Annotated in this window: 21 protein-coding genes; 1 reads left to right on the forward strand and 20 read right to left on the reverse strand. The window is 43.8% G+C overall.

Annotated elements, in window-relative coordinates; all coding sequences use genetic code 11:
• Positions 1 to 17 precede the first annotated feature (17 nt).
• Genes bshA through V1497_RS10735 form a run of 5 tightly spaced genes read right to left on the reverse strand, consistent with a single transcriptional unit; the run spans position 18 to position 3435 of the window.
• Positions 18 to 1163 (reverse strand): N-acetyl-alpha-D-glucosaminyl L-malate synthase BshA, encoded by a 1146-nt coding sequence (gene bshA, locus V1497_RS10715; protein ID WP_349407551.1) that lies wholly within the window; start codon positions 1161 to 1163, stop codon positions 18 to 20.
• Entirely contained in the window at positions 1160 to 1870 is a 711-nt protein-coding gene (gene bshB1, locus V1497_RS10720) for a bacillithiol biosynthesis deacetylase BshB1 (RefSeq protein ID WP_349407552.1), read from the reverse strand. The genes bshA and bshB1 overlap by 4 nt, the downstream gene beginning before the upstream one ends.
• On the reverse strand, positions 1867 to 2283 hold the full coding sequence (mgsA, locus tag V1497_RS10725; RefSeq protein ID WP_349407553.1) for a methylglyoxal synthase: 417 nt from the start codon (positions 2281 to 2283) through the stop codon (positions 1867 to 1869). Before mgsA ends, bshB1 begins: the two co-directional genes overlap by 4 nt.
• Before the next feature lie 10 nt (positions 2284 to 2293).
• Entirely contained in the window at positions 2294 to 3100 is an 807-nt protein-coding gene (dapB, locus tag V1497_RS10730; RefSeq protein WP_349407554.1) for a 4-hydroxy-tetrahydrodipicolinate reductase, read from the reverse strand.
• Entirely contained in the window at positions 3097 to 3435 is a 339-nt protein-coding gene (locus V1497_RS10735) for a nucleotide pyrophosphohydrolase (protein ID WP_349407555.1), read from the reverse strand. The genes dapB and V1497_RS10735 overlap by 4 nt, the downstream gene beginning before the upstream one ends.
• A 168-nt stretch (positions 3436 to 3603) precedes the next feature.
• Here V1497_RS10735 and V1497_RS10740 point away from each other — a divergent pair, with 168 nt between their 5' ends.
• Positions 3604 to 4491: a YitT family protein gene (locus V1497_RS10740; protein WP_349407556.1), complete on the forward strand. Its 888-nt coding sequence runs from the start codon at positions 3604 to 3606 to the stop codon at positions 4489 to 4491.
• Positions 4492 to 4944: 453 nt separating this feature from the next.
• Here V1497_RS10740 and V1497_RS10745 read toward each other — a convergent pair whose 3' ends face one another.
• The 15 genes from V1497_RS10745 to V1497_RS10815 all read right to left on the reverse strand — a co-directional run bounded on the left by V1497_RS10745 (position 4945) and on the right by V1497_RS10815 (position 18819).
• Positions 4945 to 5622, reverse strand: a complete 678-nt coding sequence (locus tag V1497_RS10745) for a zinc metallopeptidase (protein WP_349410797.1) — start codon at positions 5620 to 5622, stop codon at positions 4945 to 4947.
• Positions 5623 to 5661: 39 nt separating this feature from the next.
• Complete coding sequence (locus V1497_RS10750) at positions 5662 to 6474, reverse strand: sporulation protein YpjB (RefSeq protein ID WP_349407557.1); 813 nt, start codon at positions 6472 to 6474, stop codon at positions 5662 to 5664.
• Between the two features lie 139 nt (positions 6475 to 6613).
• On the reverse strand, positions 6614 to 7210 hold the full coding sequence (locus V1497_RS10755; RefSeq protein WP_349407558.1) for a DUF1405 domain-containing protein: 597 nt from the start codon (positions 7208 to 7210) through the stop codon (positions 6614 to 6616).
• 129 nt (positions 7211 to 7339) lie between these two features.
• The gene (locus V1497_RS10760; protein ID WP_349407559.1) at positions 7340 to 8098 is read right to left on the reverse strand and encodes a menaquinol-cytochrome c reductase cytochrome b/c subunit; all 759 of its coding nucleotides are present in this window, start codon (positions 8096 to 8098) and stop codon (positions 7340 to 7342) included.
• 30 nt (positions 8099 to 8128) lie between these two features.
• Entirely contained in the window at positions 8129 to 8803 is a 675-nt protein-coding gene (gene qcrB, locus V1497_RS10765) for a menaquinol-cytochrome c reductase cytochrome b subunit (protein WP_226549444.1), read from the reverse strand.
• A gap of 15 nt (positions 8804 to 8818) precedes the next feature.
• Positions 8819 to 9316, reverse strand: coding sequence for a ubiquinol-cytochrome c reductase iron-sulfur subunit (locus V1497_RS10770; RefSeq protein WP_349407560.1), 498 nt, complete (start codon positions 9314 to 9316; stop codon positions 8819 to 8821).
• A gap of 143 nt (positions 9317 to 9459) precedes the next feature.
• Positions 9460 to 9921 (reverse strand): YpiF family protein, encoded by a 462-nt coding sequence (locus V1497_RS10775; RefSeq protein ID WP_349407561.1) that lies wholly within the window; start codon positions 9919 to 9921, stop codon positions 9460 to 9462.
• Positions 9922 to 10125: 204 nt separating this feature from the next.
• Positions 10126 to 10662 (reverse strand): ReoY family proteolytic degradation factor, encoded by a 537-nt coding sequence (locus V1497_RS10780; RefSeq protein WP_349407562.1) that lies wholly within the window; start codon positions 10660 to 10662, stop codon positions 10126 to 10128.
• A gap of 170 nt (positions 10663 to 10832) precedes the next feature.
• Positions 10833 to 12095, reverse strand: a complete 1263-nt coding sequence (locus V1497_RS10785) for a tetratricopeptide repeat protein (RefSeq protein ID WP_349407563.1) — start codon at positions 12093 to 12095, stop codon at positions 10833 to 10835.
• Positions 12096 to 12124: 29 nt separating this feature from the next.
• Positions 12125 to 13033 (reverse strand): hypothetical protein, encoded by a 909-nt coding sequence (locus V1497_RS10790; protein ID WP_349407564.1) that lies wholly within the window; start codon positions 13031 to 13033, stop codon positions 12125 to 12127.
• A gap of 247 nt (positions 13034 to 13280) precedes the next feature.
• Positions 13281 to 14600: a 3-phosphoshikimate 1-carboxyvinyltransferase gene (aroA, locus tag V1497_RS10795; RefSeq protein ID WP_349407565.1), complete on the reverse strand. Its 1320-nt coding sequence runs from the start codon at positions 14598 to 14600 to the stop codon at positions 13281 to 13283.
• A complete protein-coding gene (gene hisC / locus V1497_RS10800) occupies positions 14597 to 15724 on the reverse strand; it encodes a histidinol-phosphate transaminase (RefSeq protein ID WP_349410798.1) in 1128 nt (375 codons plus the stop codon). Before hisC ends, aroA begins: the two co-directional genes overlap by 4 nt.
• A 22-nt stretch (positions 15725 to 15746) precedes the next feature.
• Complete coding sequence (aroB, locus tag V1497_RS10805) at positions 15747 to 16844, reverse strand: 3-dehydroquinate synthase (RefSeq protein WP_349407566.1); 1098 nt, start codon at positions 16842 to 16844, stop codon at positions 15747 to 15749.
• Position 16845: 1 nt separating this feature from the next.
• Positions 16846 to 18018 carry a chorismate synthase gene (gene aroC / locus V1497_RS10810; protein WP_349410799.1) on the reverse strand — a complete coding sequence of 391 codons (1173 nt, stop codon included), beginning with the start codon at positions 18016 to 18018 and terminating at the stop codon, positions 16846 to 16848.
• A 27-nt stretch (positions 18019 to 18045) separates the two neighbouring features.
• Positions 18046 to 18819 carry a protein-glutamate O-methyltransferase CheR gene (locus V1497_RS10815; RefSeq protein WP_349407567.1) on the reverse strand — a complete coding sequence of 258 codons (774 nt, stop codon included), beginning with the start codon at positions 18817 to 18819 and terminating at the stop codon, positions 18046 to 18048.
• Positions 18820 to 18938 lie beyond the last annotated feature (119 nt).

Genomic DNA, 18938 nt, shown 5'->3' on the forward strand with positions numbered 1-18938 from the left:
ACAAGATGCTTTCACCTCTACACTTCGACAGATTGAATTCCGAGTGTTTTCAAATAAACATCCAGATATTCCTTGACGATCCGTTTTGAATGGAAGCGATTATGGACATGCTGGATGGCATGTTCTGACATCGTTTGGTGGAGTCTTTCATCTTTAAGGATATCCAATGCTTTCGAGCTTATATCCTCCAAGTCTCCGACTTCACAAATGAATCCAGTAACACCATCTTCAATCACTTCTGGAATTCCCCCGATGTTCGTACCCACAACCGGTACACCGCATGCCATCGCTTCGAGCAGAACAAGGCCAAAACTCTCTTTTTCAGACAAGAGAAGCTTCAAATCACTAATGGAAAAGAGTTCAGCAATGTTATCCTGCTTCCCCAGGAACAACACATCATCTTCAATCCCGAGCTCCCTTGTCAGCCTGCACGCAACCGTCAACTCCGGGCCATCTCCGATTAATAACAGTTTTGCAGGGAGTTCCTTGCGGATCGTGTGGAATGTTTTGACGACATCCGGCACTCGTTTGACACCACGGAAATTTGAAACATGGATGATGACTTTCTCGTCTTCAGTTATGCCATATTCTTCACGCAGGTTGCTTGATGATTTTTTGTAATAAACACTCTCGTCAATGAAATTATGAATGCAGGTGATGTCCTTTTTCGTACCAAGCAATACTTTGGTCTGTTCAATCAGACTATTTGAGACTGCTGTCACTGAATCAGATTGTTCAATCCCGAATTTGATCAATTCACTCAAGCTAGGATCATATCCGAGTACCGTAATATCTGTGCCATGAAGGGTTGTAACAATCTTCAGATGGTCTCCAACCATCTGTTTTGCCAAATACGCACAGATGGCATGAGGGACAGCATAATGGACGTGTAGGAGGTCAAGCTCCTCACGCTTTGCAATTTCAGCCATTTTGCTCGCTAACGTCAAATCATACGGAGGGTAGCGAAATACGGAATATTGATTCACTTCAACTTCGTGGAAATGGATGTTTGAATAAAATTTCTCAAGTCTGAAAGGAATACTTGAAGTGATGAAATGGATTTCATGACCTTCTTTCGCGAGCATCTTTCCGAGTTCTGTTGCGACCACACCTGACCCTCCGACTGTCGGGTAGCATGTGATACCGATTTTCAATTTTCTCATGATGATTCTCCTAACAGGTTATCCATCCGGATTGGTCTTTTCGTATGGAAGCCTTCTGCATACCGTATTCCTGCTTCTTTTCCAAATAATGCGTCCCTTGCTTCCACCGTTTCCAGATAGCCGTTGTTCAATGGTGTTACAACTCCGCCTTCTACTGTTGTAAATTGACTATTATAGGCTTTCAGGCTATCCATTTTCTGTTTTTTGACTGAAGTGATATCCACAATCATGGTCGGATGGTCAAAACCATTGATGAAATAATAATAGACCTGCTCTACTTTATGTGCAGGAAGCTTCCCCTCTGTTTCATACTTCATGATTCCTGCAGAAAAGAGAGCTTCTTCCACGAGCTTTGTACAATTACCATGATCCGGATGCCGGTCCTTCGGATAAGGGATGAATACGATTTTAGGCGCATAAGTGCGTATGGTTTCAGTAATCTTCTTAATGAATTCTTCCTTATGAACCAATCCACGATCCGGAAAGCCAAGGTTGATCCGTTCACTCAAACCTAGAATACCTGAAGCCTCATTGGCTTCCTGTTGTCTGAGATCTACATCCCCATTGGAAGACAATTCCGCTCTTGTCAAATCACAAATACCCGTCTTATAGCCTTTCTTCGCATGAAGGATGAGTGTTCCGGCCATCCCGATTTCCACATCATCAGGATGTGCACCGAAAGCAAGGATGTCCAATGTTGGTGTCATGCTTCTTCTTCACCCCTCTTACGGATGATTTCTCTCCAATCCAAGTCCCCTCTTTCAAGCGCATGGATGAAAATTTCCGCACTCGCCATATTGGAAGCCAAAGGGATCTGGTACACATCACATAGTCGGATAAGCGCAGCAATGTCAGGCTCATGCGGCTGTGCAGTCAACGGATCTTTGAAGAAAATGACAAGGTCCATTTTATTGTCTGCGATCATTGCGCCAATCTGTTGATCACCGCCTAAAGGACCTGATTGGAAACGATGAATCTCAAGACCTGTCGCTTCAGCGATTTTCATTCCCGTTGTTCCCGTCGCAAATAATGAATGATCCTTTAAAACTGGTGTATAAGCTACAGTGAAATTGATTATATCTTGTTTCTTCTTATCATGAGCAATCAATGCAATGTTCATATCTGTTCTCCTACTCCATAAGGTTTTCCAATCCGTAGACGAGGATATCGAGTTTCATGACCATTTCGACAGCCATCTTAACGCCAGGCATGAATGCACTTCGGTCGATTGTGTCATGGCGAATTGAAAGCGTTTGTCCAGTCGCTCCCATCAGTACCTCCTGATGCGCAACGAGTCCAGGTAAACGGACACTATGAACACGTACGCCGTCATAATCCCCGCCTCGGGCACCTTGTAGATCCTCTTTTTCATCCGGATGTCCTTGTTTTTTTGAAGCGCGTACTTCTTTAATCATTTGAGCGGTTTTCATCGCTGTTCCTGATGGGGCATCCAGCTTTTGATCATGATGCTTTTCAATGATTTCAACATCTGGCATATATTTTGCTGCCATCTGAGCGAATTTCATCATCAAGATTGCACCTACTGCAAAATTAGGAGCAATGACTGCACCAATCTCTTTTTCTTCTGCTATTCGGCTATAGTCCTCGATATCTTCATCTGAGAAGCCAGTCGTGCCGACAACAGGACGGATACCATACTCCAAGGCGATCTCAAGGTGCTTTTTACCGGCTTCAGGTCGTGTAAGGTCGATGAGAACATCCGCTTCAACTTCAGAAACACAGGTACGTAAATCATCATAGACCGGTACATCAATATCAGGTTGTCCTTCTAACTCTCGTAGCTTTTTACCGCCATTTTTCCTGTCAATGACAGCTACCAATGAAAAATGTTCGGTCTCTTTCACCATTTTGACAGCTTCTTTCCCCATCTTTCCTCTCGGTCCTGCGATGAGGACACGGATCATCTGTTCACTCATACATTTTCCTCCTCTATTCTTGTCCAACGATCTTTATCCCTTTGGTTGAATTTATCCATAACGATGCGAAGAGCATCGTCTAAGTCTATATGTAACGAATTCGCAAAGCAGATGATGACGAATAACAGATCACCAAGTTCTTCTTCCATTGCCTTTTCGCTTTCGGAATCCTTTTTCGGTTTTTCTCCGAATCGATGATTGACCTCACGGGACAGTTCACCAAGTTCCTCTGTCATTCTTGCAAGCATGGCTAAAGGGCTGAAATAGCCTTCCTTGAATTGACCGATATAGTCATCAACGGCTTTCTGCATTTCTTTCATTGTTCGTTCGTCCATGATTCCACCTCATTTCATACTCCTCTTCATGTTAGCTAAATCGAAACCGTTTGACAAATGTTTGAGACATGGATAGATTGATTAGGTAGTCATATTCAATAAGGTTGGAAAGAATAGTTTCAAGGCTTATTATGACCAAACCCTAAGACAATCAACAGACAGACCAGAATGGAGGTTGAACATTTGCTTAAAATCAAATTTAAAAACATCTTTTTCATTTTATTAGGAGCTGCGATTTTCAGTTTTGGCATCATCCATTTCAATATTGAAAACAACCTCGCAGAAGGCGGCTTCACCGGGATCACGTTGATCTTGTATAACTTATTCGAAATCGATCCGGCAATATCAAACCTTGTCTTGAACATTCCATTATTCCTGATCGGTTGGAGACTGCTAGGTAGGAATGCTTTCATTTATACGATAATCGGAACAGTAGCAGTATCCCTTTTCCTCTGGATATTCCAATATCATATCCGGCTGTCCATTCCTTTGCATGAAGATTTGACATTAGCTGCGTTATTCGCAGGCGTCTTCATTGGAATTGGGCTTGGAATCATCTTCAGATACGGTGGAACGACTGGCGGAGTCGACATCATCGCCAGGCTTGTCAATAAATATGTAGGATGGAGTTTCGGTAAGACGATGTTCCTATTCGATGCATTTGTCATCCTATCGGCCACAGTCACCTATTTGAATTACAAGGAAGCCATGTATACATTGGTAGCGGTTTTCGTAGGGGCAAGGGTTATTGATTTCATCCAAGAGGGTGCATACGCTGCAAAGGCTGCAATGATCATTTCCGAAAAAAATGCAGAAATCGCTAACAGAATCATCAAAGAGTTGGACCGTGGTGCCACCATACTTAATGGACGAGGAACATTTACGGGATATCAAAAAGAAGTCCTTTATTGTGTCATTGCCCGGAATGAAATTTTCCGCTTAAGGAACTTGATACAGCAGATTGATCCTCATGCGTTTGTCGCCGTCAACGATGTTCATGATGTACTTGGAGAAGGCTTCACACTCGACGAAAACAAAAATCCGTTACACGATTAAAAAAGGATTGCAGACATGGTCTGCAATCCTTTCTCTTTAATTAATGGCTCCGTTAAAGAATGTTGTTGTTTTTGAACAGCTTCAGGCGGACGCTTTCCGCGGGTTAAGAAATGCGGAATCGCCTTGTTCAGGTGCGACAAGCGCTGGAGATTCCTTATAAAAAACACTATTAGTGTTTTGAAGGAATCGAAGCGACCTCGAGCACCTAGGCGATGGAGCTGGACAAACGCTTCAGCCTCACTTCCACAGGATGTGGTGAATTCGACGTTCACCACAGGACGTGGTGGTTGTTAGTCGAAGAACCTTAATCCCTCGCTCTGCGGGGTCTTCAGCTGTTGCTTTTCCCGCTGGAGTCGCCGCCTTATGCTTCTGAATCTCACTAATAAAAACTAAGAGAAACCAAACAATAAATCGAGCTTTTTCTCAAAGTCGGGTACTCATTGAGACTTGGTGTCAATCCGATTGGTTCATACCGAGGAATATGAGCACGAACCTTGCCAATTCCAATACTGCTACGAGAGCAGAAGCCACATACGTAAGTGCTGCTGCATTCAATACCTTTCGTGCTTGTCGTTCTTCGTCATTCCGAATCAAGCCGAGCTGTACAACTTGGTTCATCGCTCGGTTACTGGCATTGAATTCAACCGGTAAGGTTACTAGTTGAAACAATACAGCCCCCGCCATCAACAAAATGCCTGGAAGAATCAAATCAGCAGCTCCTAGAAGAATTCCGATCAGGATGAGGATGTATGAAAGATTAGAACCGATTGAAGCCACGGGAACCAATGCATGCCGGACCCTGAGTGGTCCATAGTGTTCTGCATGCTGAATGGCATGCCCGACTTCATGTGCAGCGACTGCCGTACCTGCAATCGAATGGCCATAGTAATGATCCTCCGATAAACGGACGACCTTAGAACGGGGATCATAATGATCAGACAACCGTCCTCTGATTGGTTCGATACGCACATCATGAATGCCGTTATCATGCAGGATTTTCCGAGCGACTTCCGCCCCTGACATTCCTAAGGAAGAAGGCATTTTCGCATACTTGCTGTATACCTTCTTCACTCTGAATTGGGCCCATAAAGGGATGGCTAACAACAAGAGGAAATAGACGATGAACATGATTTATCCCTCCATTTGAACTTACCGTCTACGTTTCCGTCTTTAACGGAAACGATTATACTCTTTCTGTTTCGAGAACGTTTGGATCGCCTTCTTTTCTCCTGAATATTTTCTCCAACCTACATAAAATAATGTAGAAATGATGCCGCCACCGACAGTAAAGATTAGCCATAAGATGGATGGATCAGCACTGTCCTGCCTATTCAGGTCATAGGCATCCATCAAGGCAGTCTCAATCGTATGGATCTGTTGGATTTGATGGTCAGTCGTCACGATCAGCGCTCGATTCTCGTCCAGATAGCTGATATAGGAATCAATCCGGTTCAGGAGGTCTGGGGGCAGATCGACACTTAAGGCAGCGTATATCTTATTATATTTGGTCAAGAACTGATTGAAGTACGTATAAAATGCTTGAAGCTCCTGATCGGTTGCTGCTTCTTTCATCTTTTCAATCGTTGAGAAGATTTCCGACCTGGTTGATTTCCAGAGAGGCTGATGGGTGGAATGAACCGCATCTACGACCAAATGGAGACCGATCAATGCATTCACCCTTTCTTCATGCGATGCAGATGCTTTGGTCAATGCTTTCACTGATTCTTCATAACTGGTTGTAAATACCCTTAAATTATGGATCGATAACTTCTTCTGATCGTCCGACAATTCTTCGAACTCATCTCCAAAGTAGATCAAGACATCTTTCGCATCGGCATATTTCTCTGCCTTCGTCAATTGCAACGCTTTGAATGATAGTTCTCCAAGCTTCTTCCACGGACTTTCTTCTTGGTGAGCAGCGAACACTGTCATTGGCAATTGTAGGAAACATGCAATTAATAAGGTAAGGAATATCCGTCTCATAAAAAACTTGTCCCTCCTAGAAAGAAAACTCTTTCCTCATACAAGGTGTCCAGCATTTCTTTCTGAATCATGCCAAACGTCCGGTCGTACAAGTTATAGTTCATCTTATGTAGGATAGGACAAGAGTAGAACGAACTTTCTATTGATGGATAAAAGCGTTGCTAGAAGAGCGACGGATCGTTAATAGATAGACGATCGAAATCGATAGAACGCTGAGCCAGAAGGTGAAATACCCGATTTCAGTATAATACGCATCCAATACTGAGTAAGTAGGCATCATATTAAAAAGGTAATCTATCATTTCATTATGGAATACCCAGATTGCTGCAATGAAGATATGGCGTCTTTTGATTTTATAGAATGGCGTATACAGCAGCCCTTGGATCGCCATGCCCAAGTGAGAAAATATCAACATATAATTTACGAACGTCAATGTGCCGCTCACCGATCCACCGAACAAATTCATGAATACCGCCCAAATTCCGTATTTGAATAATGTGATGGCAGCCAGCGCTTCCATCAACGGCCAATTTCTTCGTAACAAAAACGCAATCAGTACAAATACGAAAAATAAGCTCGCTGTGGGGCTGTCAGGTACAAAAGGCAGAAAGTACCACGGGGTCCTTTCCAGTTGACTTGCATACCAGTAGTAGCCATAAATCGTGCCGAGAATATTGATGATGAGTAACATCCAGAGGAATGTACGGTGACGTAAAAGCATCAATAGAGTATTCATCTTGAAGCTCCTTTAAGAAGTGTTTTTTCCGATTGTGAATCACTCCATCCCCCGTAAGGAGTGTCAAATCTTCATTATGTAAAAAGAGACTGACTATATCTGTCAGTCTCTCCTTATACGTATCCATTATTACTTTTCAAGTTCGGCGATGAACTCGGATAGTTGATTCAATTCATCCTCAGTACCTTTGAAGATGCCTCCTGGCATGCTGCCAACACCATTTTTAGCTATGTCTGCGATCTCTTCAGGGGCAAGTCCAGTACCAATCAAGGAAGGTCCGCTACCTCCTTGCAGGTTGTTTCCGTGACACCCTATACACCCTTGCTCTTGATAAACCTGATACCCAGGTGCAGACTGATCGATTTCGACTTCAACAATCTTACCTTGTTTCTCAGCCTTTTCCCAGTTATGGTTGACGACTGATTCCCATGTCAAGAAGACGATCGAAATCAATGCAAGCAGCATCAATCCGACTGCTACAGGTCGTTTATTCGGACGTCGTTCTGGTCCTCGGTCTAACCAAGGAGCTAATAGAAGGGCTCCGAATGCCAGTCCTGGCATGATAACCGTACCGATCAACGTGTAATCACCAGCGGCATATTTATACTTCAATAATTGGTATAAGAATAAGAAATACCAGTCAGGTAATGGTATATAACTTGCATCAGTTGGATCCGCTTTACGCTCAAGCGGTGATTCATGAACGACTGTCAAAATGAGATAACCGATCAAGAATACGGATCCGACCATCCATTCTTTTAATAGGAAGTTTGGCCAAAACGCTTCCGTCTTCCCAGGATACTCGGAGTAATCCTTAGGAACATTCGGCTTACGTTCAGCAGGGATACGGGAGTCCCCGACAAACTTCATACCTTTGCCACGATGCATCTTTCTCCCTCCTTTATCCTATCGCATATTTTACAGTGGTCCAGAAATTCCTTGCTTTCGAATCATGATAAAGTGCGCTCCCATGAGCCCGAGAAGAGCACCTGGCAGGAAGAAAACATGGATTGCAAAGAATCGAGTAAGCGTTTGTGCGCCGATTATCGTCGCGTCACCCGCTAACAATGTTTTCAATGCTGGTCCAATGACAGGAACCGTAACCGCGATTTCAAGTCCTACTTTCGTTGCAAATAGCGCTTTCATGTCCCAAGGCAATAGATAACCTGTGAAACCGAGACCGAGCATGACACCGAAGATCAAGACTCCGACAACCCAGTTCAATTCACGAGGTTTCTTGTAAGCACCCTGGAAGAAAACACGTAGAGTATGTAGAAACATCATTACGATGACCAGACTCGCACCCCAGTGGTGCATACCACGAACGATAACGCCAAACGCTACTTCGTTCTGAAGATAGTAAACGGATTCATAGGCATTGATAATGTCTGGAACATAGTACATTGTCAGAAACATTCCAGAAAGGATTTGGATGACCGTTATGAAAAACGTCAATCCACCGAAACAGTAAACGAACGCCGAGAAGTGGTGAGCAGGGTTTACGTGCTCTGGTACTTCATGGTCTGCAATATCTCGCCACATAGGCGTAATATCAAGACGTTCATCTACCCAGTCATACATTTTTTGTAACATCGATTACGCCCCTTTCTACTGTGGTACTGCTTGACCTAAGTAAAGTTTGCCGTCTTTTACCTCTTTCTTATATACATCAAGCGGCGCAAGCGGCGGTGTGCCAGGTACATTCGTTCCATCTTTCGTATAACGTCCAGCATGACAAGGACAGAAGAACTGGTTTGGATAAGCCGGGTTCGTTGCCCAGTCTACTGTACAGCCAAGGTGTTTACAAATAGGCGATAATGCAACGATTTCACCATTTTTGTCTTTGTACACCCAAGCAGCCTGTGTGACTTCAGATTCGTACCAGCCATCTTTTTGTTTTACTTTGAATGTAAATCGTTGTGGTTCTTGTGTAAGTTTACTCTCTTCGACAACAGCTACCATATCTTGACCGGCACCTTCTTTTAAGACAGGGTCGATCGCAAAACGTACCATCGGTAAGAGCATGCCTGCAGCCATGAATCCACCGACACCCGTTAAGGTATAGTTCAAAAATTGTCGTCTGGAGACTTCATCTTTGTTGGCCATTGGTTTCCCCCCTTACGCAGTAGACTAAGTCCAACCGGACAATTTCCTTATATTACACATATATTACTAGGACATTAACATGATAGCGTAACTTATCATCATCGTCAATAATATCATTGTCCAATTCAATCAATCTATTCGTTTTAAAATGAGTTTTGCCACTTTTTTGTGACAATTTGTAGAATATGCTTGACTTGTTCCGATACAATTTCCCTCTGATAGGTTTCCTCCATATGTTCGAGAGGAACAGGCGGTATGACAATCAGCCGATCCTGGATATCCTCCAAACCACTCCATCTTGTATCTGAGGTGACGAAAACCGTATAAGGGAGTCCCTCCTTTTCTACTTCATCAGAAAAGGCAGTAATCCGTTTCAACACATCTTCTTCCGACTCACTCTCCAAATAAGTGAGGGCGGGGAAAAGGACCACTCGACCTTTCAACTGTCTCTCCAATTCCTCTGTAATCAAGAGAGGAAATTCACCTTTAAGGACAACATTTTTCTTTTGTGCGCCCCATGAAATAGGTATGAGTGGAATAATCGCGGTATCGACGTATTCGGAAGCTTGCATGTATACATCGACATCTGTTGAACGCCACTTCATCTTTTCACATCCTTTATCTTCCCAATTCGACTCCTCATTCAGTGTATCATTCCGTTCTCCAGTAGTAAAAGCATTACCTGTTCCTATTTGATCAAAATAAAAAATGTCTGATTTTCCATACCTTCTGGTGAAGGACAGGAAAATCAGACACTGCTTGTATGCAATCGATCCAAGATCTTTATTATTCGCATTGGACTCATTGGATTAAAGTTTATTGTATTCTTTACTTAAACGTTCAAAGGTGTCGTAATCCTTGCGATCCAAAGCTTCATCAATTTGGGCTTGCAGCGATTTCTTCCTGAATCGGCTGAAGGATTGATCAAGAATCATTTCTGCCCACAGTCCATACTTTTTATCCGGGACCATATTCTCAGGAATATGCGGATTCTCCTCCAGTACTGCTGCATATTGCGGCGTACGATAGGCACCCTTGAATTTCAATTCGATATAAACATCTTCCTCTTGGTTCAATCGAATATCATGAAACGACTTTTCTGCATCGGTCGTAAGTATATTTTGCTTATAGAACCTGAAAGGTACACCATCTACACAGTTGGTGGACATGATGATGGCCTTCGGACAGTACTCAGCATTTTCAACAAAATGGACATTTTCCATCAATGCCTCATCGCTGACCAAATAATTCAACAACCATACACATTCACGCTTTTTCAATTGGTAGTGGTTCAGGAACCATTTGAGAAAGTCCTTTTTTTCTAAGACGGTTACGGTGCTGCCCATTGCAATCCCTCCATCATTCACGTGTCATTCGAGATCTTACAATATCTTACAGCCTGAATAGCCTATAAACTCTACTCCAAGTATTTAATATTTTCGATATCCGCCCTATCGATTCCTTCTTATCCGAAAACTTTTTGGGAAAATATGAATCGTGTTCTCTCTTCCCACTATCACATTTCCTCTAAACGTAGCAGTTCTTCTTCAAGGTGTATTTTATTCGGATCCTTTTGAAGTGAAGCCTTAAACAAATCCTTCGCGGTTTCTCGTTTACCGATTTCAAGATGGTACCAACCGAAATCCTCAAGAAAATCAGCCTGTTCCTTAAGTTCAGTATATGCAAACTCGTAATGTTTTAATGCGTTATCATCATCTTCAAGCTCCCGGAAAGCCATGGCAGCCTTCCAATGAGCCTCCGAGGACAGATCGCCATAGCGCTCCACCTCTTTTGCAAGATCAGTCACTTCCTCGAACCTTTCCTCTTTCATATAGAGGTCCATGAGGGTCGCAGTGGCTTTCATGTTTGATGGATCCAGACTCAAAGCATGCTTCAATAGGTCGTGTCCTTTTTCCTCTTGGTCGAGCTTCAAAGCAAGCTTAGCTGCATGGAAGTAAAGCTCGGGATTGAATTCATCCAGCCTGATCCCTTCGAGGTATACATCCATCGCTTCTTTAATGGCACCTTCCTCTTCATAAGCCTTAGCCAATGTTGGATACAATGTCGTGTATTGTGGATCAAGGTCCTTTAAATGATTCAATGCTTTTATCGTTTTCTGATGGTCTCCGACTCGCTCAGTCGTCAGCGCATATCCGAACCAATCGTCTGGGTTCGATTCATCATTCAGACCTTTTTCGTAATATGCCACAGCTTCTTCAAACTTTCCTGAACCGGTTAGAGCCTCAGCTAAGCGTAATGCGACGGAAGTATGGTTGAAGGTTTCATGCCCTTCATTCAACAATGCTTCAAAATAGATGGCACTTCGATTGAAGTTCCCGTGATGCAGATAAAATTCACCTAATCCGAAGGTGATGACAGGCTCGTTCGGGGCAATCCTCTTTGCTGTCAACAGCTTCTGTTCTGCAACCTCTGAGAGACCTTGCCTTTCATATAGATCTGCTGCTAACAGCAGGGACTCTAAATATTCGTCGGAATCTTGATCGACAGAGGATAGGAGATCAATCGCTTCCTCTTCCCTTTCCATTTCCATATATAATTCCGCAGCAAACATCTTCAATTCATCAACATCCGGGTGGAAGGCGATGAGCTCTTCAGTGACATCGATCGCATCCTCGATCAGCCCTAGTTCATAATAAATTTGAGCAATTTGGAGGAGCGTTTCATGATCACTCTTTTCTCTAAGGTCCTTCAACAATGAAAGGCCTTCTTCGTGCTCTCCCTTTTCGATCTTTTCTATGGCTTTTTCTACACTCGGCATGATGAACATCCTTTCTTCCTTAAAACAACCTATAACAAATCATTGGACATGACACGAAAGATACCTGGGCGTATGATTTTCATCTCTTTACCTGCCCCTGGTGTCAATCGAATTTCATCGTTCACTTTTATGACTGTACCGTTTTGGACGACAATTACAGGATTTTTATTTCTATCATACTTGACTCTTTCCTCACCATCAACCGATATGTCTCCTTCGTAAATCAAATAATCCACATCACTACCGGTTACCCACGATCCTTTTTTCGGGTAAATGCCAAGACATTGGAGGTGGTGCTTGTTCATACGCTGACCTTCATTCGGAAAATCATCGATTGTACAGATTGACTTCTCCTTACAGATCCTCCTCCATTTATCTTGAAGCTGTGCTAAACGTTTCTCATGCAAGGGAAGGTGGGACCAATCTGCGAGAATCGGGACGGTATAAGGGAAGTTCACATTACGGATCCACTCCCAGACCACCGTGTCTAAATCTTCCTCTTGCTCCACGACTGCATTCACGAAAGGGATCTTTGCTTTCTGACACATACGGATGAGAGCAGGGGACACTCTGTTCATCGGCATTTGGACCCCGATGATGTAATCGATCGGTAGAGCCGAAAACTTTTGCCGTATTGCATTGAGACGTAAAGGGAATTCCTTTGTGAACGTCAGTGATAAAGCCGATACGATCGAGGTGCAACCTTGGTTCACCAACTCTTTACACTGATCAAGCAGGGACGTTTCATCCATTTCACATAGTGAAAAATCCCTGAAGACGTAACCGGGAACGATATCAAATCCGGTTGAGCTGACCGTAAAACACTTCATTTTCAACGGTCTCTCAGAAACATACCGCACAGTATTGTCTTTCACGTAGACATGTTTTTGCCTCGGATGTTGATCCGTGGTCCATACATTTTCCAATATATATTCCATTGACCTGTCCCCCTCCAAAAAAACACTGGTGTTATAGACAGGCTATGAATGGATAACGAAATTAAGAACTATCCGATTCTGTACATGCAAACAGAAAAAGACCCGGTAAACGTGTATTGTCTACATGTCTACCGGGACAAATGTCCATAATTATTATGGATAGGAGTGGAGAGAAACCATACTAACCTCATTATAACAAGCCTTATTGAAAAATCAATATATTTTTAGAAAATTTATATAATTTTGGTTATTCTGATAAAGAGTCGAGATCAGCTAAAAAGGATGGGTATGAAATCCCTACTGCTGAAAGGTTGTTAATCTTTATAGGGGCATCTGAAATGCACGAAGCGACTGCCAGCATCATGCCTATTCTATGGTCCCCCATGCTGTCCGCGTCCCCACCTGCGATGCTTTGCTTCCCTTCGATGATCATACCGTCCGGAGTCGTTTCGACCCTGATTCCGATGTTGCGTAGCTGCTGAGCGACTGCCTCTATACGGTCCGTTTCCTTATAGCGTAGCTCGGAAGCATCCTTGATGGTCGTTGTCCCCTCCGCTTGGGTTGCCAACAAAGCGATGATCGGCAGTTCGTCTATGAGCCTCGGGATGATATCACCTTCTATATCAACTGCTTTCAGGTTGGAGGTTGAAACGACAAGATCTGCAATTGGTTCTTCAGTGAGTACACGTTCATTTTTTATGGTCACATTGGCTCCCATACGTTCTAGAATATCGAGGATACCTGTCCGAGTGGGGTTTAATCCGACCTCCATCAAGGTGAGGTGACTGTTTGGAGTGATCACAGCAGCCGCAAGCATGAATGCTGCAGATGAAATATCCGCTGGAACATCCACTTTCGTCCCCTTTAATGTCTGCCTCCCCTGAATCTCGACTGTAGAGCCTTCCCTTCTAACCTCCACACCGAATCCTTTCAGCATGCGCTCGGTATGATCTCTTGATAGGTACGGTTCCGTTACTGTTGTCGTACCGGAACTATGCAGACCGCAGAGAAGGATAGCGGATTTCACTTGAGCACTGGCGATCGGACTTTCATAAAGGATCCCTTCCGTTCCACCACCATTAATGGAAAGAGGCGCCAACCTGCCACCATCCCTGCCAATGATCTTCGCTCCCATCCTTCTCAAAGGATCCGATACACGGCTCATTGGACGGCGATGGATAGATGAATCCCCTGAAAGCACCGTATAAATCGGTAATCCTGCCAATAAGCCAGATAATAATCGGATGGTTGTGCCTGAGTTCCCAACATCCAATACCTTATCAGGTTCTTTTAAACCTGAGTAACCTAGCCCTTCAATGTATAACGAATCGTCCCGTTCTTCAATTTGAACGCCAAGATCACGCATACATTGGACAGTACTCATGCAATCTGCACTCTTCAAATAATTCCGTACGATGGTTTGCCCCTCTGCTATTCCTCCTAACATGATCGCTCTGTGGGTGATCGATTTATCACCTGGAACCTTCAACGTCCCCTTTAAACCATTGGTCCTTTTCGATAATCCATGCTGCTCCAGCTGTATTGGATCTTGATTCCTGATGGTCATTCTGAAGCCGCCTCCGTTTTTGGGTGGATTCCTTTACGCTTCAACCAATCTGAAAGGAGATGGATGATTCCTTCATTTTGCTCTTTGCTTCCAACAGTGATCCGTACACAAGTAGGAAAACCTAATGCATTTCCTGACCGAACGATATATCCCTTCGTCAAAAGGTAATGGAACACTTCATCTCCTTGACTCGTTTTAAAATCAATCAAAATGAAATTCCCTTGCGAAGGATAATAGTCAAGTTGATGCTGTTTACAGAAATTCTCATACAACAACATCCCTTCTCTATTCCTTTCGCGACATGTCTCGATGAAATCCAGATGATCCAATGCGGTTATAGCAGCACGTTGAGAGACTCTGGACGTATTGAAAGGTTCCCTGACTGGTTCCACGACTTTCATTAGATCCTCATGAGCGACACCGTAACCGATTCGAAGAGAGGCCAGTCCGAATGCTTTGGAAAAGGTCCTGAAGATCACTAGATTCGGGTATTGCCGTTGCAAAGCAATCGTATCAGGATAATCGTTTGCCACCACATACTCGCGATAAGCTTCGTCACAACCTACGAGGACATGCGAAGGAACCTGTTCCATAAAGGAAACGAGCTCCTCTTCTGTGATGTATCTTCCGGTCGGATTATTCGGGGTGCAGAGCCACACGATCTTGGTATCTTCGTTGATTGCTTGCAGCATTTTATCCAAGTCATGCTTTCCATCATCAAGTAGTGGTACTTCAACGATTTTGGCACCTTCAATGACTGAATTATGTTTATATTGCGGGAACGTAGGCGTGGCCATAACAGTATTGGATTCAGAAGAAAGAAATGTCCGACAGAACATCTCTATCACCTCATCGGAACCATTTCCGAAAAGAATCTGCTCTGGCTTGACCGCAAGATACTCAGACAGTTTCGTCCTGACCTCTGCTGCATATCCATCCGGATAGATCGACACCTGTTCAAGTTCATCAAGAACAGCTTCCTTTACAGCAGGTGCACAACCGAATGGATTTTCATTAGACGCGAGCTTCGTAACAGATGTGAGGCCGAGTTCCCGTTTCACTTCTTCAATCGGTTTCCCAGGTTTATAAGCTTTTAACGAATAAATTTGTTCTTTTGCTTTCATCATTACACCCCTATTCTCTGTACTACTTCGTCATGTTTTCTTTCACCCAGCTCCTGTAATTCATCAGCTCTTCAATCAACAGCCGATCCTCTACACTTTCCAGCTTGACATCACCACATTTTTCAAGTAAAACCATCCTGATCTTATTTTCTTTGACTTTCTTATCTTTTTTCATCGTTTCAAGTAGAAGCTCGCTTTTATTCAGAGTCGGATGCCAGACCGTATACCCAAGTCGTTGAATCCATGATACGAATTCAGCTGGCATGATATCCTTGTCGAACATTCGTTCACTCAGTCTCATCGCAAAAACCATGCCGATCATGACAGCTTCTCCATGAGAAATCGTCTGGTACCGGCTTTCCGTTTCAATGGCATGTCCCAGCGTATGACCGAAATTCAAAAAGGCTCTGACACCTGATTCCTTTTCATCCTTCCCGACAATGTCCGCTTTAATTTCAATTGCATGCTTAATGATCGGAATGAGTCCTTCCCGTTCTATAGGAAGCTCCTTGACCTTGGCGAACAGTTCATTGTAGAAAGAAGGATCCTGGATTAAAGCTAATTTCAACACTTCTGCAAACCCCGACCGCCATTCTCTCTTCGATAATGTATTCAGAAATTGGACATCATATAAAACCGCTTCAGGTTGATGGAAAGATCCAATCAGATTCTTACCAAGAGGATGATTGATGCCGACCTTCCCACCGACACTGCTGTCATGGGCAAGAAGCGTCGTTGGAATCTGAATGAATCGAATACCGCGTAAATATGTAGAAGCGATGAACCCAGCCAGATCACCAACTACTCCACCGCCGAGAGCGAGGACGAGGGCATTACGGTCCAACTGACAACGAAGCGCATATGTAATCCCTTTGTCAAACTCCCGTAAAGACTTGCTCGTTTCACCAGCCGGAATCACCCATTCAAAAACCGACTGGTTCGTTATGCACGCCTTCACCTTTTTCAAGTACAAGGGAGCAACATTACTATCTGTAACGATCAACACACTACTGCATTGTGGGACATGCTCATCAATAATGTTCTGCAGCTGAGTAATATTTCCTTCAGAGATATAGACGGGATATGATTTCGTACCCGTATTGACATCTACCGTTTCCACATTAAAACTCCCTTGAGTAGTCGTTATATCGTTTATGTTGATCCAACATGCGGTCTATGGACTCATTTCCGAACTTTTCGGTGAAAGCTGCTGCCAGTTCCCAAGCGACGACGGCCTCGGCAACGACACTTGCAGAAGGGACTGCACAGCTATCGGAGCGTTCGATACTAGCTGCAAACGGTTCCTTGGAATCGATATCAACGCTTTGGAGGGGTTTATATAAGGTAGGGATGGGTTTCATGACCCCGCGAACAACGACCGGCATTCCGTTCGTCATGCCCCCTTCGAACCCTCCTAATCGGTTCGTCTTTCTGTAATAGCCTTTATTCTGATTCCAAACGATTTCATCATGTACTTCACTACCGGGGTTATGTGCAGCATCGAAACCGATACCGAATTCGACTCCTTTGAACGCGTTGATACTGATGATTGCAGCCGCAATCTTAGCGTCAAGCTTTCGATCATAGTGAACAAAGCTACCAAGTCCTATCGGTAGACCTTCTGCTATGACCTCGACAATCCCTCCGATCGAATCGCCCTTCTCTTTCGCCTGATCAATGGCTGTCATCATCTTTTCTCCAGCTGAAGGATCATAGCAGCGTACTGGGGATTCCTCGGTGACCTCTTGGAGCTCACCCAGCGTTTCAAATGACCGGTCTTCTGCTTCAACGCCTCCGATTTCGGTCACATGCCCCGCAATGTTTACTCCGAATTGCCTGAGCAACGCTTTCGCCACAGCCCCGACAGCAACCCTTATCGTCGTCTCCCGCGCAGAGGAGCGTTCTAATACATTCCGCATATCTCTATGGTTGTACTTGATTGCACCATTCAAATCAGCGTGGCCTGGTCGGGGTTTTGAAATGACACGTTTCATGTTTTCCTGCTCATCATCTGAAATCGGATCAGGCCCCATGATGTTTTGCCAGTGCTTCCAATCCTTGTTTTCTACAGTCAGAGCGATCGGAGCACCTGTCGTTTTTCCGTGCCTTACACCACCGACGATATGAACGGCGTCTGTTTCAATCTGCATCCTTCTGCCTCTTCCATAGCCTTTCTGCCTTCTTCTAAGCTCAACATCAATCATTTCCTGGGTCAGTTCCAGATTCGCTGGAACTCCTTCGATTATTGCGGTCAATTGAGGACCATGTGATTCTCCAGCTGTTAAATAGCGCATCATCCATATCCTTTCTTTCAACCAGTATTATTTCTTGACATAAAAAAAAGTCGCCACTGATTCAAGACCATATTGTTTTGGATTGAAGATCTGTTCAGTGCTGCCCACGAACAGGATGCCCCCCGGCCGTAATGCATCGCTGAACTTTTGATAAAGCAGCGCTTTTGCTTCTTCCGTAAAATAAATCATCACGTTCCGACAGACAATCAAATCAAAATTGGCCCCGAATGGATCAGCAAGCATATTCTGTTTTTCGAATGTGATGTTTTCTTTCAGTACATCATCTACTTTAAACCCTAAGCCCTGTTTCTCAAAATACTTTGCCTTCATTTCTGAAGGAACTTCCTTCAAGCTCCGTTCAAGATATGAGCCCAGCTTCGCCCTTTTCAGTGCGATCTCGTCAAGATCTGTGGCAAGGATCGTAAAGTCCTTTAATTGTACAATCTTCCGCAAGATCATCGCAAGCGTGTAAGGCTCTTCGCCTGTCGAACAGGCTGCACTCCACACCTTCAGAGAATCACGATCTTTTAATAAACCCGGGAGGAGTTCCTTTTCGAGCACTTCCCACCTGGAGGGATTTCTGTAAAACTCCGAAACATTGATCGTCATTCGATCCAGGAATTCTTCCAATAGCCCTTTGTTCTTGTGCATTTCCTCATACATTTCAATAAAGCTTTGAAAACCTTTCTTTTCCCTTAATGCGGTCAACCGACGTTTCATTTGTGCTTCCTTATATAAACTTAGGTCAATTCCTGTCTGTTTTTTGATTTGATTTGAAAAATCTGCATAATCTCGGTCCATTGACTTCTCCTCTGTTTACGTAATCTATCCTTAATATCGGTTGGATCGAATAAACATCAAGATTGATCTTTATCTTAGTCATTAAAAAAACCAGCCGTCATGAACGGCTGGTCTTTCGA

Origin of the sequence: Pseudalkalibacillus sp. SCS-8, assembly GCF_040126055.1 — a bacterium.
Classification (GTDB): Bacteria; Bacillota; Bacilli; order Bacillales; family Fictibacillaceae; genus Pseudalkalibacillus; species Pseudalkalibacillus nanhaiensis.